This is a genomic window from Brevibacterium atlanticum (assembly GCF_011617245.1).
In the GTDB taxonomy this organism is placed as follows: Bacteria; Actinomycetota; Actinomycetes; order Actinomycetales; family Brevibacteriaceae; genus Brevibacterium; species Brevibacterium atlanticum.
Genome location: NZ_CP050152.1, coordinates 3623946 through 3650120 on the forward strand (window position 1 = coordinate 3623946; position 26175 = coordinate 3650120).

Annotated in this window: 17 protein-coding genes and 2 tRNA genes; 10 read left to right on the forward strand and 9 right to left on the reverse strand. The window is 66.5% G+C overall.

All coding sequences use genetic code 11. The features are described 5' to 3' along the window. Positions 1-25: 25 nt before the first annotated feature. Positions 26-619 carry a short chain dehydrogenase gene (locus tag GUY23_RS16155; RefSeq protein WP_166974197.1) on the reverse strand — a complete coding sequence of 198 codons (594 nt, stop codon included), beginning with the start codon at positions 617-619 and terminating at the stop codon, positions 26-28. 236 nt (positions 620-855) lie between these two features. Next, a tRNA-Ser gene (locus tag GUY23_RS16160) sits at positions 856-944 on the reverse strand. 750 nt (positions 945-1694) lie between these two features. Between GUY23_RS16160 and GUY23_RS16165 the strand changes: the two genes are divergently transcribed. Together GUY23_RS16165 and GUY23_RS16170 are read left to right on the forward strand one after the other, a co-directional pair. Further along, positions 1695-3809 carry an LCP family glycopolymer transferase gene (locus GUY23_RS16165; protein ID WP_166974200.1) on the forward strand — a complete coding sequence of 705 codons (2115 nt, stop codon included), beginning with the start codon at positions 1695-1697 and terminating at the stop codon, positions 3807-3809. Next, the gene (locus GUY23_RS16170) at positions 3806-6073 is read left to right on the forward strand and encodes an FAD/NAD(P)-binding protein (protein WP_166974203.1); all 2268 of its coding nucleotides are present in this window, start codon (positions 3806-3808) and stop codon (positions 6071-6073) included. Before GUY23_RS16165 ends, GUY23_RS16170 begins: the two co-directional genes overlap by 4 nt. Before the next feature lie 158 nt (positions 6074-6231). Here the strand turns inward: GUY23_RS16170 and GUY23_RS16175 are convergent, their stop codons facing one another. Beyond that, a complete protein-coding gene (locus tag GUY23_RS16175) occupies positions 6232-8622 on the reverse strand; it encodes a YhgE/Pip domain-containing protein (RefSeq protein ID WP_166974206.1) in 2391 nt (796 codons plus the stop codon). After that, positions 8619-11528: an MMPL family transporter gene (locus GUY23_RS16180; RefSeq protein ID WP_166974208.1), complete on the reverse strand. Its 2910-nt coding sequence runs from the start codon at positions 11526-11528 to the stop codon at positions 8619-8621. Before GUY23_RS16180 ends, GUY23_RS16175 begins: the two co-directional genes overlap by 4 nt. 155 nt (positions 11529-11683) lie before the next feature. On the opposite strand from GUY23_RS16180, the gene GUY23_RS16185 reads away from it, so the two are divergent. Together GUY23_RS16185 and GUY23_RS16190 are read left to right on the forward strand one after the other, a co-directional pair. Next, positions 11684-12349, forward strand: coding sequence for a TetR/AcrR family transcriptional regulator (locus tag GUY23_RS16185; protein WP_228282469.1), 666 nt, complete (start codon positions 11684-11686; stop codon positions 12347-12349). 18 nt (positions 12350-12367) lie between these two features. Continuing rightward, positions 12368-13381, forward strand: a complete 1014-nt coding sequence (locus GUY23_RS16190) for a hypothetical protein (protein WP_166974211.1) — start codon at positions 12368-12370, stop codon at positions 13379-13381. A gap of 5 nt (positions 13382-13386) precedes the next feature. On the opposite strand, the gene GUY23_RS16195 is transcribed toward GUY23_RS16190, so the two are convergent. Continuing rightward, the gene (locus GUY23_RS16195) at positions 13387-14535 is read right to left on the reverse strand and encodes a C45 family autoproteolytic acyltransferase/hydolase (RefSeq protein WP_166974214.1); all 1149 of its coding nucleotides are present in this window, start codon (positions 14533-14535) and stop codon (positions 13387-13389) included. 16 nt (positions 14536-14551) lie between these two features. Continuing rightward, positions 14552-15634, reverse strand: coding sequence for an MBL fold metallo-hydrolase (locus tag GUY23_RS16200; RefSeq protein WP_166974217.1), 1083 nt, complete (start codon positions 15632-15634; stop codon positions 14552-14554). A 367-nt stretch (positions 15635-16001) separates the two neighbouring features. Between GUY23_RS16200 and GUY23_RS16205 the strand changes: the two genes are divergently transcribed. Further along, complete coding sequence (locus GUY23_RS16205; protein ID WP_166974220.1) at positions 16002-17378, forward strand: APC family permease; 1377 nt, start codon at positions 16002-16004, stop codon at positions 17376-17378. A gap of 311 nt (positions 17379-17689) precedes the next feature. Here GUY23_RS16205 and GUY23_RS16210 read toward each other — a convergent pair. Both GUY23_RS16210 and GUY23_RS16215 read right to left on the reverse strand, forming a co-directional pair. Further along, positions 17690-17780 (reverse strand) — tRNA-Ser (locus tag GUY23_RS16210). Between the two features lie 138 nt (positions 17781-17918). Next, positions 17919-20570, reverse strand: a complete 2652-nt coding sequence (locus tag GUY23_RS16215; protein WP_166974224.1) for a maltokinase N-terminal cap-like domain-containing protein — start codon at positions 20568-20570, stop codon at positions 17919-17921. A 251-nt stretch (positions 20571-20821) separates the two neighbouring features. On the opposite strand from GUY23_RS16215, the gene ilvA reads away from it, so the two are divergent. From ilvA to GUY23_RS16240, 5 genes are all read left to right on the forward strand, one after another. Further along, positions 20822-22093 (forward strand): threonine ammonia-lyase IlvA, encoded by a 1272-nt coding sequence (gene ilvA / locus GUY23_RS16220; RefSeq protein ID WP_166976312.1) that lies wholly within the window; start codon positions 20822-20824, stop codon positions 22091-22093. 84 nt (positions 22094-22177) lie between these two features. After that, positions 22178-23188 (forward strand): NAD(P)H-quinone oxidoreductase, encoded by a 1011-nt coding sequence (locus GUY23_RS16225; protein ID WP_166974227.1) that lies wholly within the window; start codon positions 22178-22180, stop codon positions 23186-23188. Then, entirely contained in the window at positions 23185-23742 is a 558-nt protein-coding gene (locus GUY23_RS16230; RefSeq protein ID WP_166974230.1) for a proteasome activator, read from the forward strand. Before GUY23_RS16225 ends, GUY23_RS16230 begins: the two co-directional genes overlap by 4 nt. Continuing rightward, complete coding sequence (locus GUY23_RS16235; RefSeq protein WP_166974233.1) at positions 23739-24299, forward strand: hypothetical protein; 561 nt, start codon at positions 23739-23741, stop codon at positions 24297-24299. Before GUY23_RS16230 ends, GUY23_RS16235 begins: the two co-directional genes overlap by 4 nt. Continuing rightward, positions 24296-25147 (forward strand): Cof-type HAD-IIB family hydrolase, encoded by an 852-nt coding sequence (locus GUY23_RS16240; protein WP_228282470.1) that lies wholly within the window; start codon positions 24296-24298, stop codon positions 25145-25147. The genes GUY23_RS16235 and GUY23_RS16240 overlap by 4 nt, the downstream gene beginning before the upstream one ends. 69 nt (positions 25148-25216) lie before the next feature. On the opposite strand, the gene GUY23_RS16245 is transcribed toward GUY23_RS16240, so the two are convergent. After that, the gene (locus GUY23_RS16245; protein ID WP_166974236.1) at positions 25217-26065 is read right to left on the reverse strand and encodes an HAD family hydrolase; all 849 of its coding nucleotides are present in this window, start codon (positions 26063-26065) and stop codon (positions 25217-25219) included. Between the last annotated feature and the right edge of the window lie 110 nt (positions 26066-26175).

Here is a 26175-nt window from a genome sequence, read left to right on the forward strand (position 1 = left end):
CCTTCGGTCCCTCTGCGCCGCCCGGTCAGACTGCGAGGATACGGCCGGTGACATTGCCTTCGACGGAGCGCACGAACGCGGTGGCGACCTGCTCGTCGGTCACCGGCACCATTCCGGCGAAAGCGTCGTGATAGTGCGGCGAGTTCGCGAGCACGTTCGGGCTGACTGCGTTGACGCGGATGCCGCGCGGAAGCTCGGGTGCCGCGGAGATGACGAAGGATTCGACAGCACCATTGGCCAGGGCCGCAGCCGCCGCCGTCGGCACGGGTTCGCGGCTGAGCACGCCGGTAACGAACGTGATCGAACCTCCGTCGCTGAGGTGGTCGAGACCCTGAGTGACGAATTCGATCTGCCCGAGCGTCTTCGACACGAAGGCTGCGGTGTAGTCCTCCCGGGTGAGCTCGGTGACCGGTTTGAATGCGGCCGAGCCCACGGCCACGACGATCGCATCGACGGTACCGACAGCATCGAGGAGACGAGAGATCGAGTCAGCATCGGACGTGTCGACTCCCGGGTCGGTCGAGCGGGTGACACCGAGGACCTCATGGCCGCGCTTCTCGAGCTCGGCACGGGCGACTCCTCCGACATGTCCACCGGATCCCACCAACAGAATCTTCATCCTGACCTCCTTGCAGTCGTCGAACGATCGCATCGGCCGCTCGGCCGATGCCGATCTTTGTCAGACATTCTTGAATTGACTGACAATGCCGAGTCTAGGGGATGCGTTCCCATCCGACCAGCGTGGAGGCAGGCCCGAGGAATCTCCCGATGAACCAGCATGGCCGACCATGGGCCTGGAACGACAGAATCCCCGCGATCCGATGTGTCATCGGATCGCGGGGATTCAGCAGTACGCGGAGCCGGTGGGATTTGAACCCACGGTCCCCCGTTCGGAGGACTTCACCTTAGCAGGGTGACGCTTTCGGCCGCTCAGCCACGACTCCATCCGCAATGCCCTGGCCGCCTCCGACGAAATCATCGTCGACAGACCTGCCAGCACTACGGATAACAGCCTAAGGGAAAGGAGCCATCCAGAGCAAAGCGCAGGCGGCAGGAGTGGGCTTCGTCATAGAAGGAGCGACCCGTGATCGGCGGAAATCCGGGCCGATCGTCCCGATTCCTCTGCTCCCCCACACCGGAATTCCAGCATTCATCAATGTCCGGGCGTAAAATCGGCATGATGTGCCTTGCGGTCTGCTCACCTTTCCTTCCGGGAAATCATCCGGGACCCCCTGCATCCTCGAGATGCTCCCGACGCTGACGGATGAGAACGACGAGCGGGCCGCTCAGCACGAAATGACAGTCTTTGAGGAGTAGACAACTTGCCAGAGTTTCCCCCTGACAAGCACGGACCGCATGAGAACGACCCCGATTCTCATGCCGCCGGGCGTCGGCTCCGCGCCTCCGCTCGCCCTCGTTTCCGCGGCGACACCGCTGCCAGCGACAATGGTCCGGCCCCGCAGGGGAACGCCGGTGGCTCCGGCGGTTCCCGGTCCGCGAGCAGGCAGCAAGGCGGCAACGGCTCATCTGACCGCTTATCGGGAACTTCCGAGTACACCAGCGCCCGCCCGGCCGATGGACGATCCGTATCCCGCTCGAGTTCGTCGGCGAGCTCAGCCCATTCTTCTTCGAACGAGCAGCACCCTGCCCCGACTCCGCGTCCGGTAGCACCGCGCACCCGCCGCGAGGCCCGCATGCTGCGCGCCGCGGCCGCCAGCGGAGCATCCGCAGCCGGTGTGGCTGCTGCCGCGGGATCGAATACCCCGCCCGACAAATACTCCGATGCCCCGCGCACCTCGGACCGTTCCTCAAGCGCCTCTGACCGTTCCTCCCGTACCTCGGACCGTACCTCGCGTTCTTCCGAGCGCCGAGGCGGCTCCGCCCGACGAAGCAACGACGATGCCCCGCGCACATTCGCGGACAACCGCATGGCAGCCTCGGAGAGGGATGCTGACGACGAAGCACCGACGACTCGGCGCGATGCTCGCGAACGTCGCGCCGCTGACGACCGCCGCGGTCGCGGCCGCAACGGCGCCCGCAATTCGGCACGCAGCGCAGCCGGAGCCGTTGCGGCCGGCGCGGGCGCATCCGAACGGGCACAGAATCGCACGCCGAAGTCCGACGGTGACTCAACCGTCCACGAACCCGCACGTGCCCGCCGGCATTCCTCCCGCCTCGGCGAATCCTTCCCCAGTCTCGTCGGCTGGACCTCGCTCAGCACGCTGCTGCCGGGTGTCGGACTGCTGCGCACGCGCTTCCGTCCCGCCGGCCTCATCGTCTTCGGACTCTTCGTCCTCATCCTCCTCACCGGGCTGATCTATCTGCTCGTCAAAGGGCCGGTACGCGCGGCAGCGACGATCGTCTCGAGCCCGTCCCTGTTGAACTTCCTTGCCATCGGCGCGATCCTCGTCGCCGTGATCTGGATCCTCGTGATGATCGTGTCCCACCTCGGGCTGCGACGCGGGCATCGGTACCGGCCCTGGCAGAACAAGCTCGCCGGCGTCCTCGTCGTCTCTCTCGCGCTCATCATCGGCATCCCGCTGGGCGTCGGATCCGTCTTCGCCAGGGTCCAGTCCTCGACGGTCGCGAGCCTCTTCGGCGACAGCACCGGCAAGTCCGAGAACGCCGAAGATCTGTGGGCGGACAAGCCCTACATCAACGTCTTCCTCATGGGTCGTGACAACGGCGACGACCGCGAAGGCACCCGCCCGGACACGATGCTCGTCGCCTCGATCGACACGAAGACCGGCAACGCCGCGCTCATCTCCGTCCCCCGCAACCTCGCGTTCCCGATCTTCCCCGAGGGCAGCGAGCTCGAGAAGCAGTGGCCCGACGGATTCCGACCCTCGGGCAACTCCTCGGAAGACCTCATCAACGCCGTGTGGCAGTGGGGCGATCAGAACAAGGACTCCATCGGCGACACCCACGGACTCGAACCGGGAATGTGGACGACGATGCAGGCAGTGGAAGGGTCCCTCGGCCTCAACCTCGACTATTGGGCCTCGGTCGACATGGCCGGATTCGAAGACGTCGTCGACGCCATCGGCGGCGTGAAGATCGACGTCGAACGTCCCATCCCGATGGGCGGCGGCAAGTCGATGTCCGGCGTGGCCAACGAGATCTACGGTTGGGTCGATCCCGGCCAGCAGACTCTCAAGGGCAAGGATGCGCTGTGGTACGTCCGCTCCCGTGAGGGCAGCGACAACTACGACCGCATGTGCCGTCAGCAGCGGATGCTCAAGACTACGTTGGAGCAGGTCGACCCGCAGGAGATCGCCTCGGCCTATCCGAAGCTCGCGAACTCGGCGACGCGGAACATCGCGACCTCGATTCCGCAGAATGAGATCCCGGCCTTCATCGAACTCGCCCTGATGATGCAGAAGGGCGACGTCACCTCGGTGCAGATCAACAACGACGTCACCCCCACCTACGACCCCGACTTCGACGTTCTGCACAAGTGGATCCTCGGCGAGGTCAAGGGTGCTTCGAACGGTGATGAGTCGACAGCGCAGCCGACCAACGACGGCAGCAAGTCTCAGGACTCCGGCGAGGATGAGGATTCGTCGTCCGGCACCGACGAGACCACCGAGGCTGCCGACTCCGCCGACTCTGCGGACTCAAGCGAGTCCGGCGATGAGTCCGGCACCGAGGAGGGTGCGACCGAGTCGTCGACTCCGGGTGAGCCCAACGCCGAAGGCAAGTGCTACCCGAAGGGCTACAAGCCCGGTGACGACTTCCCCGGATACCCGGGAAACACCGGCGGAACCGCTGGCACGGAAGGCACCGACGGAACCGGCGAGCAGGGGTGAGCGCGGCCGATCGGACGCAGACTCCCGCGGTCGCGATCATCGGCGTCGGCCCGCGCGGACTCACCGTCCTCGAACGGCTCGTGGCACTGGCCGCGAAACGCTTCGCCGGACGCGAGGATGAGACCGCACCCGCGCTGACCATCCACCTCATCGACCCGTATCCGCCGGGGGCAGGCATCGTCTGGCGCACCGATCAGCCGAAATCCCTGCTGATGAACACGACCATCGCCGAGCAGACCGTCTTCCCCGATGCCAGCTGTACCTTCCTCGACGAGGATGAGGAACCCGCCGGCCCATCGATGGGCGAATGGTATGTCGCCGGCGGCGGTACCGAACCGCTCGACTCGACCTTCCCCAGCCGCGCCCTCTACGGTCGCTACCTCCGCGACTCCTATGAGCGCATCCGCCGCAGTGCTCCCGCCTCCGTCGAGGTCGTCGAGCACCTCACGAAGGCCGAATCCGTCATCGACCTGCCCGCCATGGACTTCCCGGGGGCGGCCGGCGAGTCAGGCGCCGGAACTGCGGTCGGGGCGGGGGTCGGATCCGGCGACGGGACACAGACCGCCGACGCCGAGGCGGCCGAGACGGTCTCCCGCCCCGCCGGGACTCAGGACTCGATCCCTCCCGAACAGCTCGTGCGGTGCCAGGACGGGACGACGATCATCGCCTCGGCCGTGGTCCTGGCCGTCGGCCACATCCCCAGCGCCCAGCCCGAGGAGCGCGCCCGCCTGGCCGCCTTCGCCGAGCGCAGCGGCGGACTGTACCTGCCGCAGGGCCTGCCGGCGGAAACCCCCGTCGCCGAGGTGGCCCCCGGTGACCGTGTCATCGTCCGCGGCATGGGGCTCAACTACTTCGACCTGCAGACCCTGTTCACCCATGAACGCGGTGGTCGCTACGTCCCGTCCTCAGAAGGCGAGCTGCGCTACGAGCCCAGCGGGCTCGAACCGAGCTTGGCCCTGGGCTCCCGCCGGGGGATTCCCTACCGCAGCAAGCCGATCTGTCGGGAGCACCCAAAGAGGGATTGGCCGCTGCGCTATTTCACTCGGGAGAACATCGCTCTGCTGGCCGGTCTCGACGACCTCGACGGCGACCGTTCCGCCGAGGCCCGGTTCAACGATCAGCTGTGGCCGCTCATCCTCGCCGACCTGCGCCTGGCCTACTATCGCACACTCTCCCAGGTCCGCCCCGAGGCATTCGCCGGTGACCCCGGACAGCTGCGCGAGGCCATCGCCGAGGCGGTCTCGCGCCACCTGACCCGCCGCACCTGGCAGGAGACCCACCCGCAGGCGAACGTTTCCGGCCGGGGTGACCCGGAGGACGCATCCATCCAGGCTGCCGCGCCGGGGGCATCCGGCCCGCGAGCCACAGCGAGTGCAACGGCCACCGAGGACGCCGCCCGTCAGGGACGTGTCACCCGCGAAGCGTTCGCGTGGTCGGAGATCGAGGAGGCACTCGTTCCCGATCCGGCCGACCGCATGTCCTTGCACGAGCTGCTCAACCCGCTCGAGGGCGAGCTCTTCAACAGCCGCGAACCCGGGGAACCCGGTTCGCTGCACGAATGGATGCTCGAGTTCCTGCGCACCGATCTGCATGCCTCGCTGGCCGGCCCGACCGGCAGCCCGGAGAAGGCGCTGTTTCCGGTGCTGTGGCAGTCTCGGCTGCTGCTCAAGGAGCTCATCGTCGCCGGTCACATCGACCGGGTGAGCATCGACATGGAGATCCTCGGCTGGTTCGAGGGCTTCGTCTCCGGCATCTGCGACGGTCCTCCCCCGCAGCGCATCGCCGAACTCCTCGCTCTCGCCGAAGCCGGTGTCGTGACCTTCATCGGCCCCGACATGCGCATCGAAGAGAACCCGGCCGCCACCTCGGCGACGGAGGCGAACCCGGATATCTTCACGGTCACCTCGGCGCAGGCCGCCGGACGCATCACCGGCAACGTCGTCATCGACGCGGCGTCGCCGACGAACTCGGTGTCCCGGGCCGCCGATGTCCTGCTGCACGGCATGCTCGAACGCGGACAGCTCACCGCCGCCCGCCTGACCTTGGACGATGGTCGGGAGAAGTTCCTCAACGGACTCGCGCTCACCCCGCGCCCCTATCGGACGATCGACGTCGCGGGACAGGTCCATCCGCGTCGATTCGCTCTGTCGATCCAGCTGTCCTCGAGGCAGTGGGGTCTGGCAATCGCAGCTAACCCGGGAGCCAACGCCGCCACGCTCAACGACTCTCACGCCGCCGCCGAGGCGATCCTCGACCTCCTCTGACGGTGCCGCGCGAGAAACGGCACACTCTTCTCTGAACTACTCACCGAAAAACGTGAGTACTCCAGAGAAGAGTGTGCCCCAACGTGCTTGCCGGCAGTGTCGTGGGTCGGGCGCCGGGCCGCCCGGCACCCCGCCGCGCACCCGCCCCGCGCGACGCCTCAGGCCATGGCGAGCGCGGCTTCGGGCTTCGTCGAGCGGGCGCGGACGATCGCGAGCAGCGACATCACGACGCCGATGATCGCCCAGGCCAACAGCCCGCCGTACGCCGCACCCACACCGGAGGTGCCCGCCGCGATCGCTGCGAAGCCGTTCATCGACGGCGTCAGCGGCAGGATCGGCGCGACGAAGTCGAAGAACTGCGGCACCGCGCCGATCGTCCGCCCGGCCACGGCCAGGACGACGGCGATCACCGACAGGAATCTGCCCACTCCGCCGAACCACGCCACGAGTGCGAAGTTGAGGATCATGAATACGATCGCGGAGACGAAGGTGAGCACCGCGATGTCGAAGCCTTGGATCGCATCGATGTCCATCACGCTCACCGCAAGGATCGAGAGCACGAGCGCCTGCAGCACACCGATGACGACACCCGGGACCAATCCGCGCGCCCACACTGCGAACGAGGACTTCGTCGAGAGCAGGGTCGAGGCCGGGATCGGCTTGAGCACGGTGTAGGTGACGAGCCCGCCGACCCACAGCGCGAGCATGATCAGCAGCGCGATCGTCGAGCCGGCCAGCACGTTCGTCAGGCCGTCAGTGCTGGGTTCCTCGATGTTCGCCGAGGCGACCTTCGCCAGCCGATCACGTTCGGGAGCCGTGTAGGAGGGTACCTCATCGGCGCCGTCCTCGACTCCCTTGGAGAACTTGGTCACGCCCTTCGCGTACTTGCCGGTGCCCTCGTCGAGCTCATCGAGTCCCGAGGCCAGCTCCGAGGTTCCGGTTGCGGCCTCGGAGACGCCGTCGGTGTACTTGCCGATACCGGTGCTGTACTGGTCGAGCCCGTCGCTGAGCTGTCCGGCACCGTCGGAGAGTTCGGACGAACCGTCGGCGACCTTCCCAATGCCCTGCGACAGGGCGGGCATTCCGTCGGCGAGCTGCTGGTTGCCGTCGGCGACTCCGGCAGCACCGTCGCGCAGTCCCTTCGAAGCCTCGAGCAGCTTCGGAGCGTTCTTCGAGATGTCCTTCATCCCGTCCATGAGGTCACCGAGGCCGTCCTCGAGTCCCTTGACGAACTTGCTCACTCCGTCAGAGAGCTCCCCCGCGCCGTCGGCGAGGTCATCAGCGCCGCCGAGCAGCGAGGAGCCGTTCTGCTCCTGCTCGAGTCCGTCGACGGCTTTGTTCAGACCACCCGAGGTGCCGTTGAGCAGCCCCTGCGCATAGGCCTGCTCGATACCCTGGCACACCTGGTCGGGCGTACCCTCGGGGCACATCTCGGCACGTGCCTGCTCCGCCTCGCCCGAGGTCATGATGCCGGCAGCAACGAGCGCGTCGAGGTCGGGCTTCGTCCCGGCGAGCTTGTCGGCATCGTCGGCGCCCTTCTTCAGCCCGTCCCGGTACTGATGGAGCCCGTCGGAGAGACCGGCGGCTCCGTCGGAGACTCCCTTCGCGCCCTTCTCGAGGTCCTTGCCGCCCTGGGTGATCTCATCGAGGCCACCCTGATCCGAGTCACCGGACCCGGCGAAGCCCTTGATGATCTGGTCGATCGACTTCGTGTACTCGTCGACGCCATCGGAGAGTTCGCCCGAACCGTCGGCGAGCTTCTGCGTGCTGTCGGGCAGCTTCGAAGTCTGCTTATCGAGCTTGTTCAGCCCCCCGGACATCTCCGAGGCACCCTTCGACAGGTCACCGGCTCCCTTCGACAGGTCGGTCGCACCGGACTTGAGTTCGCCGCTGTTGTCACTCAGCTGCTGCATGCCCTTCGACAGCTCGCCGGCGCCGCTGGCGGACTTGTCGGTGCCTTCTTTGAGGCCTTTCGCGCCCTTGTCGAGTTCCCCGGCGGCGTCACCGAGGTCCTTCATCTGGTCACCCATCTTGTTGAATCCGAGGTAGATGTTGTCGAGGTAGTTCTCGGTCATCTCCGTGTTGAAGGTGGTGCGGGCAACCTCGGCGACGGAGCGGGAGATCTGCGTGTCCGCGGCCGGCGCGGTACCGGAGACGTCGACGTCGATCTGCGTCTGCGTCGCCGACTTCGCATCATCGACCGAGGTCACAGCCCGAGAGAAACCTTCGGGGATCGTCAGTTTCGCCGCGTACGTGCCGTCGGAGAGTCCCTCCTCCGCGTCCTCCTCGTCCGTGATGACCCAGTGGATGTTGTTATCCTCTTCGCCCACGAGTCCGCTCGTCAGCTGCCGACCGATCGGCACGGTCTTGCCGTCGACCTTCGCACCGTCGTCGTTGTTGACGATGGCGGCTTCGACGGTCTCAAGCCGATCCCCGCTCTTCCACGTGGCGAGGATGAAACCGGCCGCCACGATGATCGGGATGAGGACGAGGCCGAGGATGGAGAGCCAGTTGACCGGCCGCTTCGAGTTCGCACGTTCGAGTCTCACGACTGCACGCCTTCCATGTTGGTGCTGCCGGCGGCGATGGTCGTCTCGCCGCCGTGTCCGCTGTCAGTGTCGCCTCGCTCGTCGGGTCTGGCCTCGTCGAGGTCGAGGTGGAAATAGTTCGTTTCGGGGCTGAGGATGCCCGTGACGTCGCCGTCGGGCAGGCCGAGGACGACGGTCGTGCCCGCGTCGACGAGTTCGGGTAGGAGCTCCCGCAGTCCGCGTGCGGATTCCGCGCCGAGGTTCTCCGCTCCGTCCACGACAAGCAGATCCGGCGCCGAGGAGGCCAAGCGTGAGGTCTCACGTGGGCTGATCGTCTGGTCGGCTCCCTCACCTGCCAGGTCGAAGTAGGGCACCTGGCGACGGACTCGTCCGGCGTGTTCGGGCAGAACATTCTCACCGATCTTCATCTCTCCGGCGCTCAGGCCCACACGGCCGGAGACGGCGAGCAGCAGGGCCCGGCGGGCAGCGCCGCTGGCGACGAGGATCTGACCGGGCAGCAGCGCGATGTCGACGCGGGCGAAACCGCGGGAGCCGGAGTACACGCCGATGCCGCGGCCGTAGACCCGGTAGTGGGAGTTCGGTTCGGGCCAGTCGCGCAGAGCCACCTCGTGAGCAAGTCCCTCGCCTTCGACGTCGAAGCGCGGCAGGATCTTATCGAGCCACTTCGGCAGCCACCAGGCTTTGTCGCCGAGCAACTGCATGATCGCCGGAACCAGCGACATGCGCACGAGGAAGGCGTCGACGAAGATGCCCGAGGCCAGGGCCAGGGCGATCGCCTTGATGATCGGCTCACCGGCGGGCACGAAGGCCGCGAAGACGGAGAACATGATGATCGCCGCCGCCGAGACGACGCGGGCCGAGGAGGCGAAGCCGGCCTTGATGGCGTCCCTGGCCGAGGAGCCGTGGACGTAGGCCTCGCGCATTCCGGAAACGAGGAAGACCTCGTAGTCCATGGCGAGACCGAAGAGGATGCCCATGACGATGATCGGCAGGAAGCTGATCACCGGACCCGTCGAATCGATGCCCAAAGGCTCGGCGAAGTACCCGTCGTGGAAGACGAGGACGACCGCGCCGAAGGAGGCGAAGACGGACAGAAGGAAGCCGCCGGTGGCCTTGAGCGGCACCGCGATCGAACGGAAGACCATCATCAGCAGGATGATCGAAAGCCCGACGACGAAGATGCCGAAGGGCAGCAGAGCCTTGCCCAGCTGGTCGGACACGTCGATCTGGATTGCGGTGGCACCGGTGACGGCGGTGTCGAAGTCAAAGTCGTCTTCGATGTCCGTACTGAGGTCGCGCAGCCGGTCGACGGTGTCCAGCGTGGCCGGATCGTCCGAGGCCGTGGTCGGGATGATCTGGAACAGGGCGGTCGTGGCGTCCTGGTTCGGGGTGGCCATGATGACCTGATCGACGCCCTCGACGTCCTCGATGCGCTTCTCGATCTTGTCGACATCGTCGAGCGGGTCGTCGCTGGTCACGATCTCGCTGGTCATCACCAGGGGTCCGTTGAATCCGGGCCCGAAGTGCTTGTCGATGAGGTCGTAGGCGGTCCGGGCAGGGGTGCCCTGCTCCTGATCGCCCGAATTGGGCAGGGACAACTGGAGCTGGGTGGCGGGGATCGCGAAGAGGGCGAGTCCGCCGACGATGATGACGATCGTCAGCACCGGAATCTTCGTCGCGACCTTGAGCCACCCGGCGAAGAAGCGGTCCATGATCGTCTTCGGGTAGGGCTCCCCGGCCTCGGCGCGGGCCTCGTCGGCGATTTGGGCGCGGGTGGTCAGATCGCTCACGCCCGCCTCGGTGGAGGGTTCCCTCGCCGAGGTGGCCGTGCGTGCGTTCGCCCGTTCCGTGGCCGCGGCGAAGGCCTTGCGGTAGCGTTTGGTCGGCTTTGGGGTGATCTTGGCCTTCACGAGGCCGAGCAGTGCAGGGACCAGCGTCAGGGAGATGAGCACGGCCACGGCCACCGAGCCGGAAGCGCCGATGCCCATGACGGTGAGGAAGGGAATGCCGGCCAGAGAGAGTCCGAGCAGGGCGATCATCACGGTCATGCCGGCGAAGACGACGGCGGAACCGGCAGTGGCGACGGCGCGTCCGGCCGCCTCGACGGGGTCATGTCCTTCGGCGAGCAGGGCCCTGGCTCGGGAGACGATGAAGAGGGCATAGTCGATGCCCACCGCCAGGCCCAACATCAGCGCCAACATGATCGATGTGGAGTTGATCGTCGCGAATGCCGTAGCGCCGACGATGAGGAGGACGGAGATGCCGACGCCGATGAGCGCGGTGATCAGCGGCATGCCCGCGGCGCGGAAAGAGCCGAGGGTGAGGAGGAGGACGATGAAGGCGATGATCACGCCGATGCCTTCGACCCAGGAGATCTCGACGCCGGTGACCTGGAAGAGTTCGCCGCCGCCGTCGACCTGCGCTCCCGGCAGGTCATCGCGCAGCGGGTCGAGTGCCTCGATGAGGTTGTCTCCGGCGTCTTCCCCGACCTCCTGCTGGGTGCCGTCGTATTGGACGGAGATCATCGCGGCCGACTCGTCCTTGCTGATGGCGCCCGTGATGAGGTCCGAATATGGGGAGGTCACGGCATCGACGTGCGGCAGGTCTTCGAGCCTGTCGACTTCGTCTTCGATCGCGTCCTTGTACTTCGCGTCCTCGACCGACTCGCCTTCGGCGGCGACGACGATCACCGAGGCGGAGACTCCGGCCGCCTCGGGGAAGGTGGCTTTCATCGAGTCGAGCGCATTCTGCGCCTCGGACCCCGGAAGCGTGAAGTCGTTGTCGAAGTCCTTGGCGAAGGCAGCGACCCCGGCACCGACGAGTGCGAAGATGAGCAGCCACGCAGCGATGACGCGCCACGGCGTGCGGTACGCACGGCGACCCAGGGCGTAGAGGAAAGTTGACACGAAAACCTCGATACAAAAGTGTATTGGATACAGTCCTGTATTATGGTTGAATCTAGGTTGTCCATGCAAGTGGATCCTAGAATCCCGAAGAATTCCCAGGGGACACCCAGACTCTGCGAACAGTCCGCCGACTGTCGCCAAACTACCGCCGTGAAATGACAATGAAATCAGACGAACTCAGCCCTCGCCGACAGCAGACTCGGTCCACGCTCGTGCGCGCCGGAACCATGGTCTTCGCAGTCAAGGGCATCGCCGGTGCTTCGATCGAGGAGATCTGCGAGGCCGGCGGATTGACCCGCGGAGCCTTTTACTCGAACTTCTCCAGTCGCGACGACCTCGTGCTGGCGTCTCTCGAGATTCGCACAGCGGAGACTCTCGACAGGCTCGACGACGCCATCCAACGGTGGAGCGCGCATCTGGGATCAGGCACCGTCACAGATGTCGAAGGCCTTCTCACCTCATTCGTCGAGGAGATCCTCGACGAGAAGAACCGGACTGTCGCCGACACGATCGCCGAACATGAAATCGAACTCTATTGCCTGCGCGTCCCGGAGCTCTATTCCCGTTACCAGGAGTTCGACTCCTACCGGCTCGAGCGGCTCTCAGCTCTGGTGCGGACTGCACTCGACTTCGTCGGAGCAGAACCGCGCATTCCCCTGGAGGAGCTGCTCTCGACACTGGTCTCGCTTTTCCTCCACCTCTCAGTGAAAGCCGCTGCAGGCAAAGAACTCAACGATCCCCTCGACATCGATCCTGCGTTCATCGTCAACGTCCTCATGGCACTCCTGGTCTTTTCCCCCACGGGGCCGGAACCAGCCTGAGGCACTAAGGTGGAGGCCGTGAATGAACTCCAGCGCGAATACTCCGCCTTCATCAACAATATGGACGTCCGCCTCGGCGCGTTCGTCCTCGCCGATCTGCCTGAGACCTTCGAGAAGGAGGACGGGAAGACGGTGCCGTTCCCGAAGGACTTCGGCGCGAAGTCTCTGCCGATGCTCGAGCTCTTCGTGCTCTCGAAGTTCCCCGATACGGAGACGATTCTCAAGGCCGAGAACCGACGCTTCTTCGAGGGACTCATCCGCTACCTCGGCGAGACCTATCTTCGTGCTGTCGGCGGCGTCTGGGATCACGATGAGACGACGGGCAACGGCATGCCGTTCATCCGTCCCGACACTGCGGACGGTCCGGCCGCCGGTGAGCCGATCCCGCTCGTGGCGATCGCGCTGACCGCCGTCGACCAGCGCAGCGCCGAGGTGTTCACCGCCGTCCTCGACAAGGCCCGGGAGCAGCTCGGCGGCGACGGTTCGCCGCGACGCAAATGCACGGGCCTGTCGCTGGGCACGCTCACGGCGGAGAACTCGAGTACGGAAGAGGTCGAGTTCCTCACCCGCTTCATCGGCACCGTCGAACCGGGCATCGCCGCCTGGACGCAGGAGCAGGCCGATCCCGCCTCGTGGGCATTCGACCGGGACAGCTTGGCCCGACTGGGCAAGCAGGTCGCGGTCCGCTACGACTCGCGCGAGGACATGATGACCGAGGAGGAGACCCCGTTCATTGCCGGCGCGATGCGCTTCATCGGCGAGACCGTGCGGCGGATCGGCTTCGGCCAGTGGCGCTACGGCACCGACCTCGACCGTGATGATCCACGCCAGAAGCAGCCCTACATCCGCTTCGTCATCGGAGATCAGAACCTCGACCTCGTGCCGTGGCGGCTCATCCAAGCCGCGCTCGAGGACGGCGGTGCGATCGCCTCCGCGCTCGACGCCGTCATCGAAATGCGGGAGCAGGAGGCCGCCGAGGCGGCTGCGGGGTCGGCAGGCTCCGAGGGCTCGACCGACGCAGACGAGGGCTGAGCCGCTCAGAGCTGGAAGCGGCGGTTGCCGCGCAGACCCTCGGCCGGTGACCCGGGCGCGAGGTCGATCTGTTTGCGCGCCGGGTCGATGCGCACGGTCACGAGCGTCGCCGAGCGATTGCCGTAGGTGGCGTCGGGGGCCGGGGTGCAGCACACGGGCGCTTCTCCCTGCTCGGTGGTCAGCAGCGCTGTGAGGTCGCCGATCGTCACGGGCTGCGCCGCATCGCCTGAGCGTCCGGCTTCGAAGCGAGCCACTGCCTCGGCGAGGTGCCGATAGCGCTCCTGCGACGTCGAGTCCGGGCGCAGTTCGAGTGCGCCGGCGAGCAGGTCCGGGTGGAGGAAGTGGTTCGTGTGGATGAGGAATCCGGTCTCGCGGCCGTTCCCATCGTTGCCGGCACTCGCGTGACCGGCCCGGCGTTCGCGTTTGCGGTCACCGGCGATCTCGATCTGGACGGCTGCCTCGGCGGTGATGACCGTGATGATCGACGAGGACGAGGTCGGGGCCGAGTGGATGATCTCGAGTGCCTCGTCGAGGGTGTCGGCCTCGGACAGCACCCGGTTCAGGATCGCATGCACGGGCACTCCCCCGGGGCCGTCGTCGGTGTGCTTGAGAATGTTGAGCAGGACGCCGACACCTGACTCGTTGAGGCCGATCTTGCCGAGCATTCCGAACTCGGCGATGCCGACATGGCGGCGCTGACCTGGTACAGCGCCGACGTCATTGAAGTGCCACAGGGTGGAGAAGTCGGCCGCCCAGTCCCAGTTCTGCGCGGCCACCGAGGCGCCCGGGAAGGTGTTGCTCACGGTCGAGCATTCGGTCGGGGCGGCAGAGGCCTGGGTCATGATCTCGGTGCGCGCGATGATCTCCATGAGCTCGGCGGCCTCGATGCCCGCGCCCTCGGCCACAGCTGCGATCTCCTCGGCGGCGGTCGGCGACCAATCCTGCAACCGTTCGAGGCTCGACGTCGCAGCGGTGCGAACGGCCGCCTCGGCGATATTCAGATGGGCGAAGTACCGGCGATAGGCCGCCAGGGTGGGTGCGATCCCGGTGCGCAGCTCGGTCCCGCGTCGGCGGCCGCGGTCGATGTGGTCAGCCGCGCGGACGGCGAAGTTCACCGGCCGGACATCGGCGGCGGGGACGAATTCGGTGCTCATTTCCGGCTCTCCTGTCTCATTTCTCGCCGACCAGGGATCCCACGCCGAGGTCGATGCCGAGGTAGTGCATATGCGCGGCGGTCTCGGCGAGGGCGGCGAAGAGGTTGAAGTTGTGGAGGCTGTCGAATCCGCGCGACCAGTGCAGGCCCTGGGCGATCGAGTACACACTGTGGTCGTCGGTGGCGTCCATGCGGGCGCGGATCTCGTCGAGGCGTTCGTGGTGGTGCTCGACGAGTTCGATCTTGCGGTCGTGGAGGCCGGTGAAGCGGAAGCCGTGGGCGGGCAGCACCGCAACATCCTCGTCGAGTTGGGCGAGTTTCTCAAGTGAGCGCAGATAGTCGCCGAGGCTGTGGGTGATCGCGCCGGAATCGAGGCCGATGTTCGGGGTGATCGTCGGCAGCACGTGGTCACCGGAGAACAGCAGGTCGTCCTCGACTCGGACGAAGGTCGAATGCCCGTAGGTGTGCCCGGGGGTCCACATGGCTGTGATCGTGCCGTCCTCCAGCGGCAGTTCGGTGCCGTCGTCGAGGACGTGGATCGTCTCCGGCAGTCGGCTCATCGCTTCCCGGTAGAGGCTCATCGGGTCATTCTTCTTCCCCGCCTTGGCCGAGCCGACCTGCAGGCTTTCGACTTCGACCCACCGGTCTTCGGGGACTCCGTAGGCACGGGCGATGTTGAGGTTCGGATCGACTCCGGTGCCCATGTCGACGGCGTTGGTGTAGAACCGTTGGATCGAGCGCAGGTCCTCACCGTGCATGGCGACCCACGCGCCGGGGTTCTCCGCCAGCAGTGCGGGGACCAGGCCGATGTGGTCGCGGTGGTAGTGCGTGATCGCGATCCCGTGGATGTCGGCGACTCTGAATCCCAGATCCGCCAACGCCGAGGTGAGCGCCCGGTATTGGTCCTTCCCGTCCCAACCCGGGTCGATGAGGACGACGCCGGAGCCGTCAGCAATGGCATAGCAGTATGTGTAGACGAGCGGGTTGTTGGGGATCGGGACGGGGACGGCCCAGACTTCCCCGGCGACTTTCTCGACCGGGGGCAGGACCCGGTCCTTCCATGCCGCCGACTGCTCGGCGCTGAGCGATTCGATCGCCATACGTCTCTCACACCTCTCTGTGGACTGACTTGCCCTCTGAGAGCAATCTACTCCGATTCCGCCTATTACTGAAAGGTCATTCGATCAACGGACGGGGGCGGGGGAATGCCTCTGTTCACCCACGTGGGCACTGTCGATTTTGTCCCTGCCCACTACCGAAATCGTCGTCATTGCCTACTGAAAGAGTCATTTACGGCAGGTCGACCTACTGATTCGTCTCAGATCCAGCGACTAAGGTTTCGTTTTCCGCAGTCGAAACGCTAGGATCGTGACGCACATCACCGCCGGTCCGATGGCGCGCACCAGCATGACGCGTATCGTGGCGCATGGCCCGGCGGGCGGCACGACTCCAATCAGGAGGATTGATATGGCGGCTTCCGGCTCACTGAAGCGCAACCTCGGGCTGTGGTCCATCGTCGGACTCGGTCTCGGGTACATGACGCCGACCGTGGTCTTCGATACGTTCGGCATCGTTTCGGAGCAGACGGACGGCGCGGTTCCGGCGGCCTACCTCGTCGCTCTCATCGTTATGATCTTCACGGCCTTCAGCTACGGCAAGATGGTGAAGATCTTCCCGACCGCGGGATCGGCCTACACCTATACACGTGAGACCATGTCGCCGGCGCTCGGGTTCCTCGTAGGCTGGACATCGCTCATGGACTATCTGCTGCTGCCGATGGTCAACTGCCTCATCATCCGCCTCTACATGGAATCGATGGTCCCGGACGCGCCGCCGTGGGTGTGGGTCGTCGTCTACACGATCGTGATGACCGGGATCGTGCTGTCCTCGATGCGGGGGACGGCGAACCTCAACGGCGTCCTCCTCATCTTCGCCGTCATCCTGGTCGCCACGTTCTGCGTCCTCGCGATCGGCCAGCTCAATGCCGGCGAAGGAGCGGGCCTCATCATCAGCGCCGATCCGTTCATCCATGAGGGCGTCCACCTCGGCGCGGTGCTCACCGGCGCCACCGTCGTCTGCTTCTCCTTCATCGGCTTCGACGCCGTGACGATGTACACGAACGAGGCCAAGCATGTCAGCCTCATGCCCAAGGCGATCATGCTCACCGTGCTCGCCGGCGGACTCATCTTCCTCGTGGCCGGGTACTTCGCACAGCTGCTCTTCCCTGACAACTCGCAGTTCACCATCGTCGACGATCCTCTGCCGGAGATCGGCATGCTCACCGGCGGACATATCTTCCAGCTGTTCTTCGTCGCGGCCGCCTTTGCGGCCACAGCCGCCTCGGGGCTCGCCTCGCATGCCTCGGTCTCGCGCATGCTGTTGGTGATGGGGCGCAACGGCGTACTGCCGCGGAGGGCCTTCGGCTACATCAACCCGAAGACGCACACTCCGGTGTTCAACATCGTGCTCGTCGGCGCTGTGTGCCTGCTCGCGATGTCCTTCAGCCTCGAGCTCATCTCGGCGCTCATCAACTTCGGTGCGCTCATCGCCTTCACGTTCGTCAACCTCACGGTCATTGCGCACTACGCGTTCCGGACCCGACAGGTCGTCGACTTCAAGTCCGCGTTCACCTATGTGGTCATGCCCGCGATCGGTGCCATCCTCACCGGCATCCTGTGGGCGAGCCTGCACGGAACGGCCCTCATCGGCGGCCTCGTGTGGCTGACCATCGGCATCATCTACCTGGCCGTGCTGACCCGCGGGTTCAAACGTTCAGTACGCAGCTTCGACGACCCCGAGGCCGACGCGCAGATGTCCGAACCCGAGGCACCCGTCGAGGGCTGAGGTGGTTGGTGCGGGCGTTGGCGTGTGGGCCGACGCGCCGCGGGCAGCAGCCGCCACCGGCCCCGTTCAAGCGTTGGCGCGGGCTGCGGCCGCCACAGCCGGCATCGTTCAAGGGCGAGCGCACTTGTCGAAAGGCCCTCGGGTCTCCAGACGAGCTGGCCCTTGAACGAGCGGTGGTGGAAGCGGTCTCGTGTGCCGTTGGGTTACCCGACGCGATTCCGGAGCTGAGCGAGAGGCCGCATACACCCACTTTCGAGCGGCGAAAACGCCCCGAGCGCCGGATGTTTCGGCGGCGCTCGGGGCGCTTCACGTGGCGGAAGCGGTGGGATTCGAACCCACGGTGCGGGGTTGCCGCACAACGGTTTTCAAGACCGTCTCCTTCGGCCGCTCGGACACGCTTCCCTCGGTTCGCTCCCGGTCAACACACTCACGACAAGTGGATCGAGACGAACCCGGCCCGCCCGGCACAGGGCCGAGCCACCATAGTTTCTCACAACCGCATCGGCATCTGCCAATCGCTGACGCCGGCTGCGGAGGGACTCAGTTCTTCTTGTGCTTCTTGTTGAACCGTTTGCGCTTGCGTTCGGTTCCCAAGAGGTCGTCGAAGACTGAACCTGTCGACGAGCCTTCGTTCTGTTCCGACTGCCCGACGAGCTTGTCGACGCCCTTGCCGGACCCTTCGTCATCGTGGGAGCGTTCGCTCCACGTCTTGCCGAGCTTGGGCGCGGACTTCGGCTTCGCCGGCTGCACGTAGTGCCCGTTGCTGTCGGCATCCTCGGAGGTGGCACCGCGGGCTGCGAACGTTGCGGGCACACGCTGAACTGGGACCTCCTCCTCTTCCTCATCATCGGCGAATTCGTCGTCGGATTCATCGTCGTCGGAAGGCGCGGTGGGACGCTTGTCGGTGTCGACGAGCCCCTCGCCGGTGTCGCCTTCTGCCTCGTCGGCGTCGTCGGCAGCCCGGTCAGAGCGAGCGTCCGCAGACGGATCGGCGGTAGCAGTCGGCGGAACCACGGTGGAGGCCTCGGCATCCTCGGTGTCTGATTCCGCGGCGGCGTCGACGATGTTCTCGGCAGTGTCCGCGACCGGCGCAGGATCCGACTCGGTGTCAGCGGTGACCGGCGCAGGCCCCACCTCGGCGGTGTCCGCATCCGCGGCACCGCCCGCGTCGGTGCCTGGCGTCCCGGCGGTGGAATCGGCCGCAGCGTCATCCGCCTCGGCGGTGGCATCGGTAGAAGCGGAATCGTCCGTCCCCTGTGCGACCCCGGCATCGTCGGCTTCGTCGGCACTCGAGTGTGCGATCGCGGCCGCGACAGTACCTGCCGTTCCACGCGGTGCCGCAGCGACCGACTCCGAGTCGGCGGCCGTGGTCTCGTCGGCGGGAGCCGCCGTGGTGAACGTGTCACTCGGCTCAGCCTCGTCGGATGGATCCTCCGGACGATCCGCACCCTCGTTGCCCGCGTCGTTGCCCGCATCGCCCTCGTTGCCCGCATCGCGCACGGATTCGGAAGCGCCGGAGGCCCCGGCAGCTGTGGAACCGTCGACGGACGCGGCCGCCTCCTCGGCGCGGGCAGGCTTGCCCTTGAGCACGAGGGTGAGCGTGGCCAGCGGCACGGACAGCCAGTTCGGGCGATTGCGCAGCTCGGTGACGACCTCGACGAGGAGGCGGTCGACGAGCGCGGCCCGCAGCACCGGATCCCCCAGCCCGACGGATTCGCCGCGGGCACGCGAGTATCCGGACAGCAGCGAGTTCTGCACCTGCGATGCCCACAGGTACTCGGGCGAATCGAAGATCGCCCGCAGCGCCGACGGATCGTTGCCGAAGCCGTTGACGACCAGCGATCCGTCCTCGGAGTCGAGTGCATCGGTGCGCTGCAGGCGGGCGAACCCGGCCGCGTAGTCGATGCTGCGCAGCAGGGCCACGAGGTCGAGTGCCGCCGGCTTCGGATCCGAATTCGTCGAGTCCGTGAACTTCACGACCGAATACCCGTCCGACGGCGAGCTGACCACATGGTCGAGGGTGAGTTCGCCGTGGATCTTCTGCAGAGTGCCGATGGTCTCGAGCCCCTGCACCTTCGCCCGGTGGGCACGCAGCTCCGGCACCAGGGAATCCAGTGCCAAAGGCGCTCGACCCAGGGCCCAGTCGATGCGTTCGACCCACTTGGCGACCAGCTGCTTCGTCGGTTCACCGCTGCCTTCGACGATGCCGAATTCGGCGGCCATGTCCGTGTGGAGTTCGCCGATGCGCCGACCCATCTCGGCGGCGTGGGCGTTGTACGCCCCGATCGACCCGGAATCCACGGCGCACACGGTGTCCACGGCCTCCCGCCATGCGGGTTCGGCCTCGACGTCGACGTGGGAGAGCAGCGCCATCGGCGCCTCCATCTCCTCGACCTCGAACATGTCGTACCAGCGGCCCGAACCCCAACCGATGACCTCGGGCACGCTGCGCGAACCCGCCTCGGTGAGCAGGACCGGGATCGTCAGCGACGACGGCATCCCGTTCTCGAGCACCCGGAAGAAGGAGAGCTCCATCGGCTCGTATTCGTCGTGGATGACGACGGTGGACTTGTGCGCGCCCGAGTCCGAGACCGCGATCGGACGGATCTCGACGGGCAGCTCTTCGGTCTCCCCCACCGTGAGGTCGGATGTCGATGGCTTCGGTGGGACCGCCTCGGCGGGGGTGGCATTCGATCCGTTCACCGAGGCGGCCGTGCCGTTCGCGGTCACCGGGAAGGGCATCGGGGCTCGGTCCCTGGCCTCGGTCTTCTCCCGGCTGTGGCGCAGGGATTCGGTCGACAGCTGCCCGCCGTCGAAGACCTTGCGCTTCGTGATGGCATCGGCCATGAGGTTGACGAACACGGGGTCGGCGGCGCCGTCGTAGACGTGAACGGGACCCAAAGCGAGGTCGTCGATGCGGCCGATGAGCGCGTGTCGCAGATGCATGTCTTCGGTGCCGCGCAGAGTCAGGGGAATGTTGAGGCGGCGCAGCGTCGGGCCGTCGCCGACGGAGATCACGGTGACGAGGCCGACGAAGCCGCCGAGCTCTTCAGCGGTGTAGGTGAACGCGCGGGCCACCGACATCGGGGTGATGTCGGGGTCGGTCCCGAAATCTGCCGCGAGCTTGGGAAACCACGGCTGACGAGGTATCCAGCTGGCTAACAGTTGTTCGAGCTCACTGCTGATGGCCATGACGTCTCCTAGAGGGGATTACGGGCATCCTCCATCCAATCATGATAGGACGTGTTCGCGGTCCAGGGCGCACCCGAAACCCCGAAGTCCGGAGCGGATTCGGGCTTTGGCGGGAGTGTGCGGGGTGATGCGGGGCGGGTGCGCGGGGTGTCGAGCGCGGACGTGCGTGGTGCCGAACGCGTCCTTATGTCGATACGAGTTGCCAAATGGCAAGACAGTGGGAGCACAATGGTCTGGTGGTTGAAACAGACATGACATCCCAGAAGCTCACACTCGCCGACGAGGTCGAAGCGGCCGCGTCGCGAATTTCCGAATCCGTCATCCTGTCGCCACTCCAGATCTGCGAGCGGCTGACGGCCGCGACCGGTTCGACGATCTACCTCAAGCGTGAGGACCTGCAGATGGTGCGGTCCTACAAGATCCGCGGAGCGTTCAACTTCATGCTCCAGCTCGACGCGGACGAACGCGCGCGTGGTGTCGTGTGCGCTTCGGCGGGCAATCACGCACAGGGCTTCGCCCGCGCCTGCAAGGAACTCGGCATCCAGGGCACGATCTTCGTGCCCAAGACGACGCCGAAGCAGAAGATCGAACGCGTCCGCCACTTCGGCGGTGAGCAGGTGACCATCGAAATCGGCGGCTCCACCTACGACGACGCCTCGGCGTTGGCCTACCGCTTCGCCGACCGCAACGACGCCCTGCTTGTCTCGGCGTTCGACGACCGCCGCACCATCGCCGGTCAGGGCACCGTCGCCGCCGAGATCCACGCGCAGCTCGACACCGACCCCGACTACATCATCGTGCCCGTCGGCGGCGGCGGAGTCCTCGCCGGAATCGCCTCCTACGCAGCCGAGCGCATGCCGCACACGCAGGTCATCGGTGCCGAACCGGCCGGGGCCGCCTCGATGATCGCAGCGCTGAAGACCGGCCACCCGGTGACCCTGGAGAACATCGACCGCTTCGCCGACGGCACCGCCGTCAAACGCGCCGGCGCACTGACCTTCGACGTTGTGTCCGAACTCGGGCTCGATGTCCGGCCCGTCGCCGAGGGTGCCGTGGCCACCGAGATGCTCGATATGTACCAGGTCGACGGCATCATCGCCGAACCCTCCGGCGCCCTGGCCTCGGCAGGAATCGGCGGACCGGACTCGGACAAGCCGATCACGATCGAACCCGGATCGACCGTCGTGTGCCTGGTCTCCGGCGGCAACAACGACATCTCCCGCTACCCCGAGATCCTCGAACGCTCACTCGTCCACGAAGGCCTCAAGCACTACTTCATCGTCGACTTCCCGCAGGAGCCCGGCGCCCTGCGCCGATTCCTCAACGAGGTCCTCGGCCCCGAGGACGACATCGCGATGTTCGAGTACGTCAAACGCTCCGACCGCGAGACCGGACCGGCGTTCGTCGGCATCCAGCTCGGCTACGCCGAAGACCTGCCGAATCTGCTCGAACGCATGGAGGCCTCGAACATCGAGGTCGAGCGTGTCCACCAGAACTCGCCGATGTTCCGGCTCTTCGCCTGAGGGTGGGCCCGGCGGGCCGGACTCCCAAGCCCGGCTTCGCAGACACCCCTGCCCCACCTCGGCGCCACCCATTAGAGTGGGGGCATGCGCGCTATCACGATCTCCTCCCCCGGTGACCCCGAGGTTCTGCAGGTCACCGACGAGCCGACACCCGACATCGCCGCCGACGAGGTGCTCGTCCGCGTCCATGCCGCCGGAGTCAATCGAGCCGATCTGCTCCAGCGCCGAGGCTTCTACGATCCCCCGCCCGGTGCGACGTTGATCCCCGGCCTCGAGATCTCCGGCACGATCGAGAAGCTCGGCTCGGACGTCACCGACTGGTCCGTCGGCGACCGTGTCGCGGCCCTCCTCTCCGGCGGCGGCTACGCCGAAGAGGTCCCCGTCCCCGCAGGTCAGCTCCTTCCCGTCCCCGAAGGCTTCGACCTCACCGAGGCGGCCGCCCTGCCCGAGGTGCTCTCCACCGTGTGGTCGAACATCGTCGGTCGCGGACACGTTGAGGCGGGCGAATGGTTGCTCGTCCACGGCGGCGGATCCGGGATCGGCACGGCCGCGATCCAGATCGCGAACCACCTCAGCGTGAAGATCGTCGTCACCGTCGGGTCCGAACGCAAGGCCGAGTTCTGCCGCGAACTCGGCGCAGATGCCGTCATCAACTACCGCGACGAGGACTTCGTCGAACGCGTCCACGAGATCTGCACCCATGAGGACGGAACGACCGGGGCCGATGTCATCCTCGACATCATCGGCGCGAAGTACCTCGAACGCAATATCAAGGCACTGAACACCGACGGCAGACTGGTCATCATCGGCATGCAGGGCGGAACGAAGACCGAGATCAACCTCGGCTGGCTCATGCAGCCGCGCAGATCGGTGTCCGCCACGACCCTGCGGGCGCGGCCGAAGGAGCAGAAGATCGCCATCGTCGCCGAGGTGGCCGACCGGCTGTGGCCGGGGGTGATCGCCGGTGACATCCGCCCGATCATCCACGAGACCGTGCCGCTGTCCGAGGCCGCCCGGGCCCATCAGATACTCGAGGACGGGGCGAACATCGGCAAGGTTCTGCTCATCGTCGATGAGGAAGGTGCCAAGGGATGACCGAGAGCCCTGAGGGCAGCCCTGCGGGCGCTGAGTCGGCGGACACGCCCGAGTCCGACCTGGCCAGGACCGAGAACGGCCGTGCCGAGAAGGATCAGGCCGACGTGTCGTCGCCGGCGAAGGTGATGCGCATCGGCACCATGGTCAAGCAGCTGCTCGAGGAGGTCCGCAGCACGGATCTCGACGAGAAGGGTCGGCAGCGGCTCGCGGAGATCCACCGTCGGTCCATCGAGGAACTCGAGGACGGACTGTCGAAGGACCTCATCGACGAGCTCGAGCGCCTCGATCTGCCCTTCGATTCCACCGACGGCCCGCCCACGACCTCGGAGCTGCGCATCGCCCAGGCCCAGCTCGTCGGCTGGCTCGAAGGCCTCTTCCACGGCATCCAGACCGCAATCATGGCCCAACAGGCGATGGCTCAGCAGGCCGCCGGCCGGGGCCAGCTGCCGCCGGGCATGGTCGCACCAGGGATGACTCCGCCCGAGTCCGCGGCCCAGGGGTCCGAGAAGCAGGAGTCGGAGCAGGGCGACCGCGGCACCGGCAACTATCTGTGAAGGGCTTCCTCGCCAAGTTCACCAAGGCGGGCCGTTCGCAGCAGTTGGGCGATGACGACCGTTTCGGCACCGGCCTGTGGCGCCATAACCGCGACCGCTTCCTCCGCGCGGTCGATCGCTACTACACCACTGCTCTCGCCCTCCACGAAGCACGGAACTCCGGTGACAGCCCCCAGCCCGGCCCCACCTCGGCGGGGGAAGAAGCAAACAAGAGCGGCACGGACCCGGTCGACGTCATCGTCGAAGGCACCCACCGGCTCAATGCGCTCGTGCCCGTCCTCGACGACATCACCGCGGCCCTGCACGCGGCGCACCCGGTGACGGGCCAGATCGTCCCCGGCCCGGTCAGGAGCGCCGTCGGCGACGCTCCGGAGCTGCTGACCAAAGCCTCGTCGAAGGTCGCCGAGGCGGTTCTGGCCGCGTCGATGGCGCGCACCGAGGCGCCCGCCGGGAAGCCGATCGACTCAAGCGCACGCGCGACCGAGCGGTTCATCTCCGACGCCGCGGACCTGCTGGAGCGGGCGCGGGAGGAACTCGCTAGGCTGGAGCGATCATGACACCTCCCATCAGCCCGGACATCCTGCCGCCCGACGATTTCGAACTCGGCCTCGTGGCCAGCGACATCGACGGCACCCTGCTGCTGAACTGGGAACCGATCTCCTCAGCGACGATCGATGCGATCCACCGCTGCCAGGACGCGGGCATCCCCTTCGTCCTCGTCACCGGCCGGCCCATCCGCTGGCTCGCCCCCATCGCCGCACAGATCCCGGATCTCGGTCGGGTCGTGTGCCTCAACGGTGCCGTCGTCTACGACATCGCCACACAGTCCGTCGTCAACGCCCACAGCATCGACGCGGACACGATCGCCGAGATCACCACGGCGATCCAGGCCGACCACCCGGACGCACGCTTCGCCTACGAGACGCTCACCGGGGGATTCATCGACCGGGACTTCGTCTCTCGCCGCCCGCGAGAGGCACGGGTCATCGACGATGTGACGGAACTGCGCGGGCAGGACGTCGTCAAGGTGCTCGTGCGTCTGGGAATGAGCGATTCGCAGACCATGCACGACCTCGTCGACCCGCTCGTCGACGGCATCTGCCACGCGTCGTTCTCCGAACCGGACAACGGACTCGTCGAACTCGCCCCGGCCGGAATCACGAAGGCGAAGACGCTGGAGGACCTGTGCGACCACCTCGGCGTGGCCCGATCGCAGGTGATGGCGTTCGGGGATATGCCCAATGACATCGAGATGCTCTCATGGGCCGGGCACGGGGTGGCGATGGGCAATGCGCTGGGCTCGGTGAAGAAGATCGCCGCGGCCGTCACCGAGGAGGTCGACGAGGACGGCGTAGCCCGCTACCTCAACGCCGTCCTAGACACCCACACCCGCCAAACCCCGTAATTGCTACCTGACGGCGGCCCAGCAACCTGGCGCGAGGTTGCTGGGCCGCCGTCAGGTAGCAAATGGGGATCAGGGGCGGGTGTCGGTGGAGCCTTCCGCGTCCAGGAGGGACTCGTCGAGGTCGAAGTAGTCGACCAACGCGACGGCGAGGCCGTCATCGTCGACCGGGTCGGTGACCACGGAGGCGAGCACCTTGAGTTCGTCCTTCGCCTGGCCCATGACGATCGCGTGCTCGGCCCACTCGATCATCTCGATGTCGTTGAGTCCGTCACCGGCACCGACGGTGTGCGCGTGGTCCACCCCGAGTTCGGTGGCCACGAGCGAGAGACCGCTGGCCTTCGAGATCCCGTCGGGGGCGATGTCGAGCCAGTTGCTCCAGCCCACTGAATAACTGACCTCGTGAAGCCCGAGCGAATCCACGGCGGCGGCGAATTCCTCGGCCGTGCCGTTGACCTCGCGCATGACGATGCGGGTGGCCTGCTTGGTCAGCAGCTCCTCGAAGTCGACGATGTCGAGGGTGTCCGATTCGGCGAGCTCCCCGGCCGGGAATGCCCCCGATGCCCACCGGTGCAGGTCCGGGTCCTCGACGAGGAAGAGCGCATTCGGCAGCGCCTCATGCATCTTCTCCAACGCATCTCGCGGGTCGAAGGAGACGACATGGTGCATCTCCCACCCCAGCGGCAGGCCGGGGTCGAGCCGGACGACGACAGAGCCGTTCGAACACACGACGAAGCCGCGTTTGAGCCCGAGGGCGTGGACGACCTCGAGCGCACCCGGCAGGGCACGGCCGGTGGAGATGACGAGATGGTGTCCCGCCTCGGCGAGCCGATCGAGCACCACCCTCACCGCCTCGGACAGGGATCCGTCGTAGCCGACGATCGTGCCGTCGACATCGAGTGCGATGAGGTGCGGGGCCAATGTGTCTCCCAACGTTTATGTGCGGTGTCCGTCTCGGTGAGCCTGCGTGCTCGACGCTGCTCGCCTGTGCTGCGCGCCCTGTGCTGCCCGCCCGGTGCCGGGCGCTCAGC

Excerpts from the sequence above, each read along its gene's own strand:
- GUY23_RS16225 (WP_166974227.1), top strand. The coding sequence starts at position 22,178 with ATGCGCGCTATCACGATCTCCTCCCCCGGTGACCCCGAGGTTCTGCAG.
- ilvA (WP_166976312.1), top strand. The coding sequence starts at position 20,822 with ATGACATCCCAGAAGCTCACACTCGCCGACGAGGTCGAAGCGGCCGCG.
- GUY23_RS16240 (WP_228282470.1), top strand. The coding sequence starts at position 24,296 with ATGACACCTCCCATCAGCCCGGACATCCTGCCGCCCGACGATTTCGAA.
- GUY23_RS16165 (WP_166974200.1), top strand. The coding sequence starts at position 1,695 with ATGCTGCGCGCCGCGGCCGCCAGCGGAGCATCCGCAGCCGGTGTGGCT.
- GUY23_RS16155 (WP_166974197.1), bottom strand. The coding sequence starts at position 619 with ATGAAGATTCTGTTGGTGGGATCCGGTGGACATGTCGGAGGAGTCGCC.
- GUY23_RS16195 (WP_166974214.1), bottom strand. The coding sequence starts at position 14,535 with ATGAGCACCGAATTCGTCCCCGCCGCCGATGTCCGGCCGGTGAACTTC.
- GUY23_RS16205 (WP_166974220.1), top strand. The coding sequence starts at position 16,002 with ATGGCGGCTTCCGGCTCACTGAAGCGCAACCTCGGGCTGTGGTCCATC.
- GUY23_RS16185 (WP_228282469.1), top strand. The coding sequence starts at position 11,684 with ATGACAATGAAATCAGACGAACTCAGCCCTCGCCGACAGCAGACTCGG.
- GUY23_RS16230 (WP_166974230.1), top strand. The coding sequence starts at position 23,185 with ATGACCGAGAGCCCTGAGGGCAGCCCTGCGGGCGCTGAGTCGGCGGAC.
- GUY23_RS16200 (WP_166974217.1), bottom strand. The coding sequence starts at position 15,634 with ATGGCGATCGAATCGCTCAGCGCCGAGCAGTCGGCGGCATGGAAGGAC.
- GUY23_RS16215 (WP_166974224.1), bottom strand. The coding sequence starts at position 20,570 with ATGGCCATCAGCAGTGAGCTCGAACAACTGTTAGCCAGCTGGATACCT.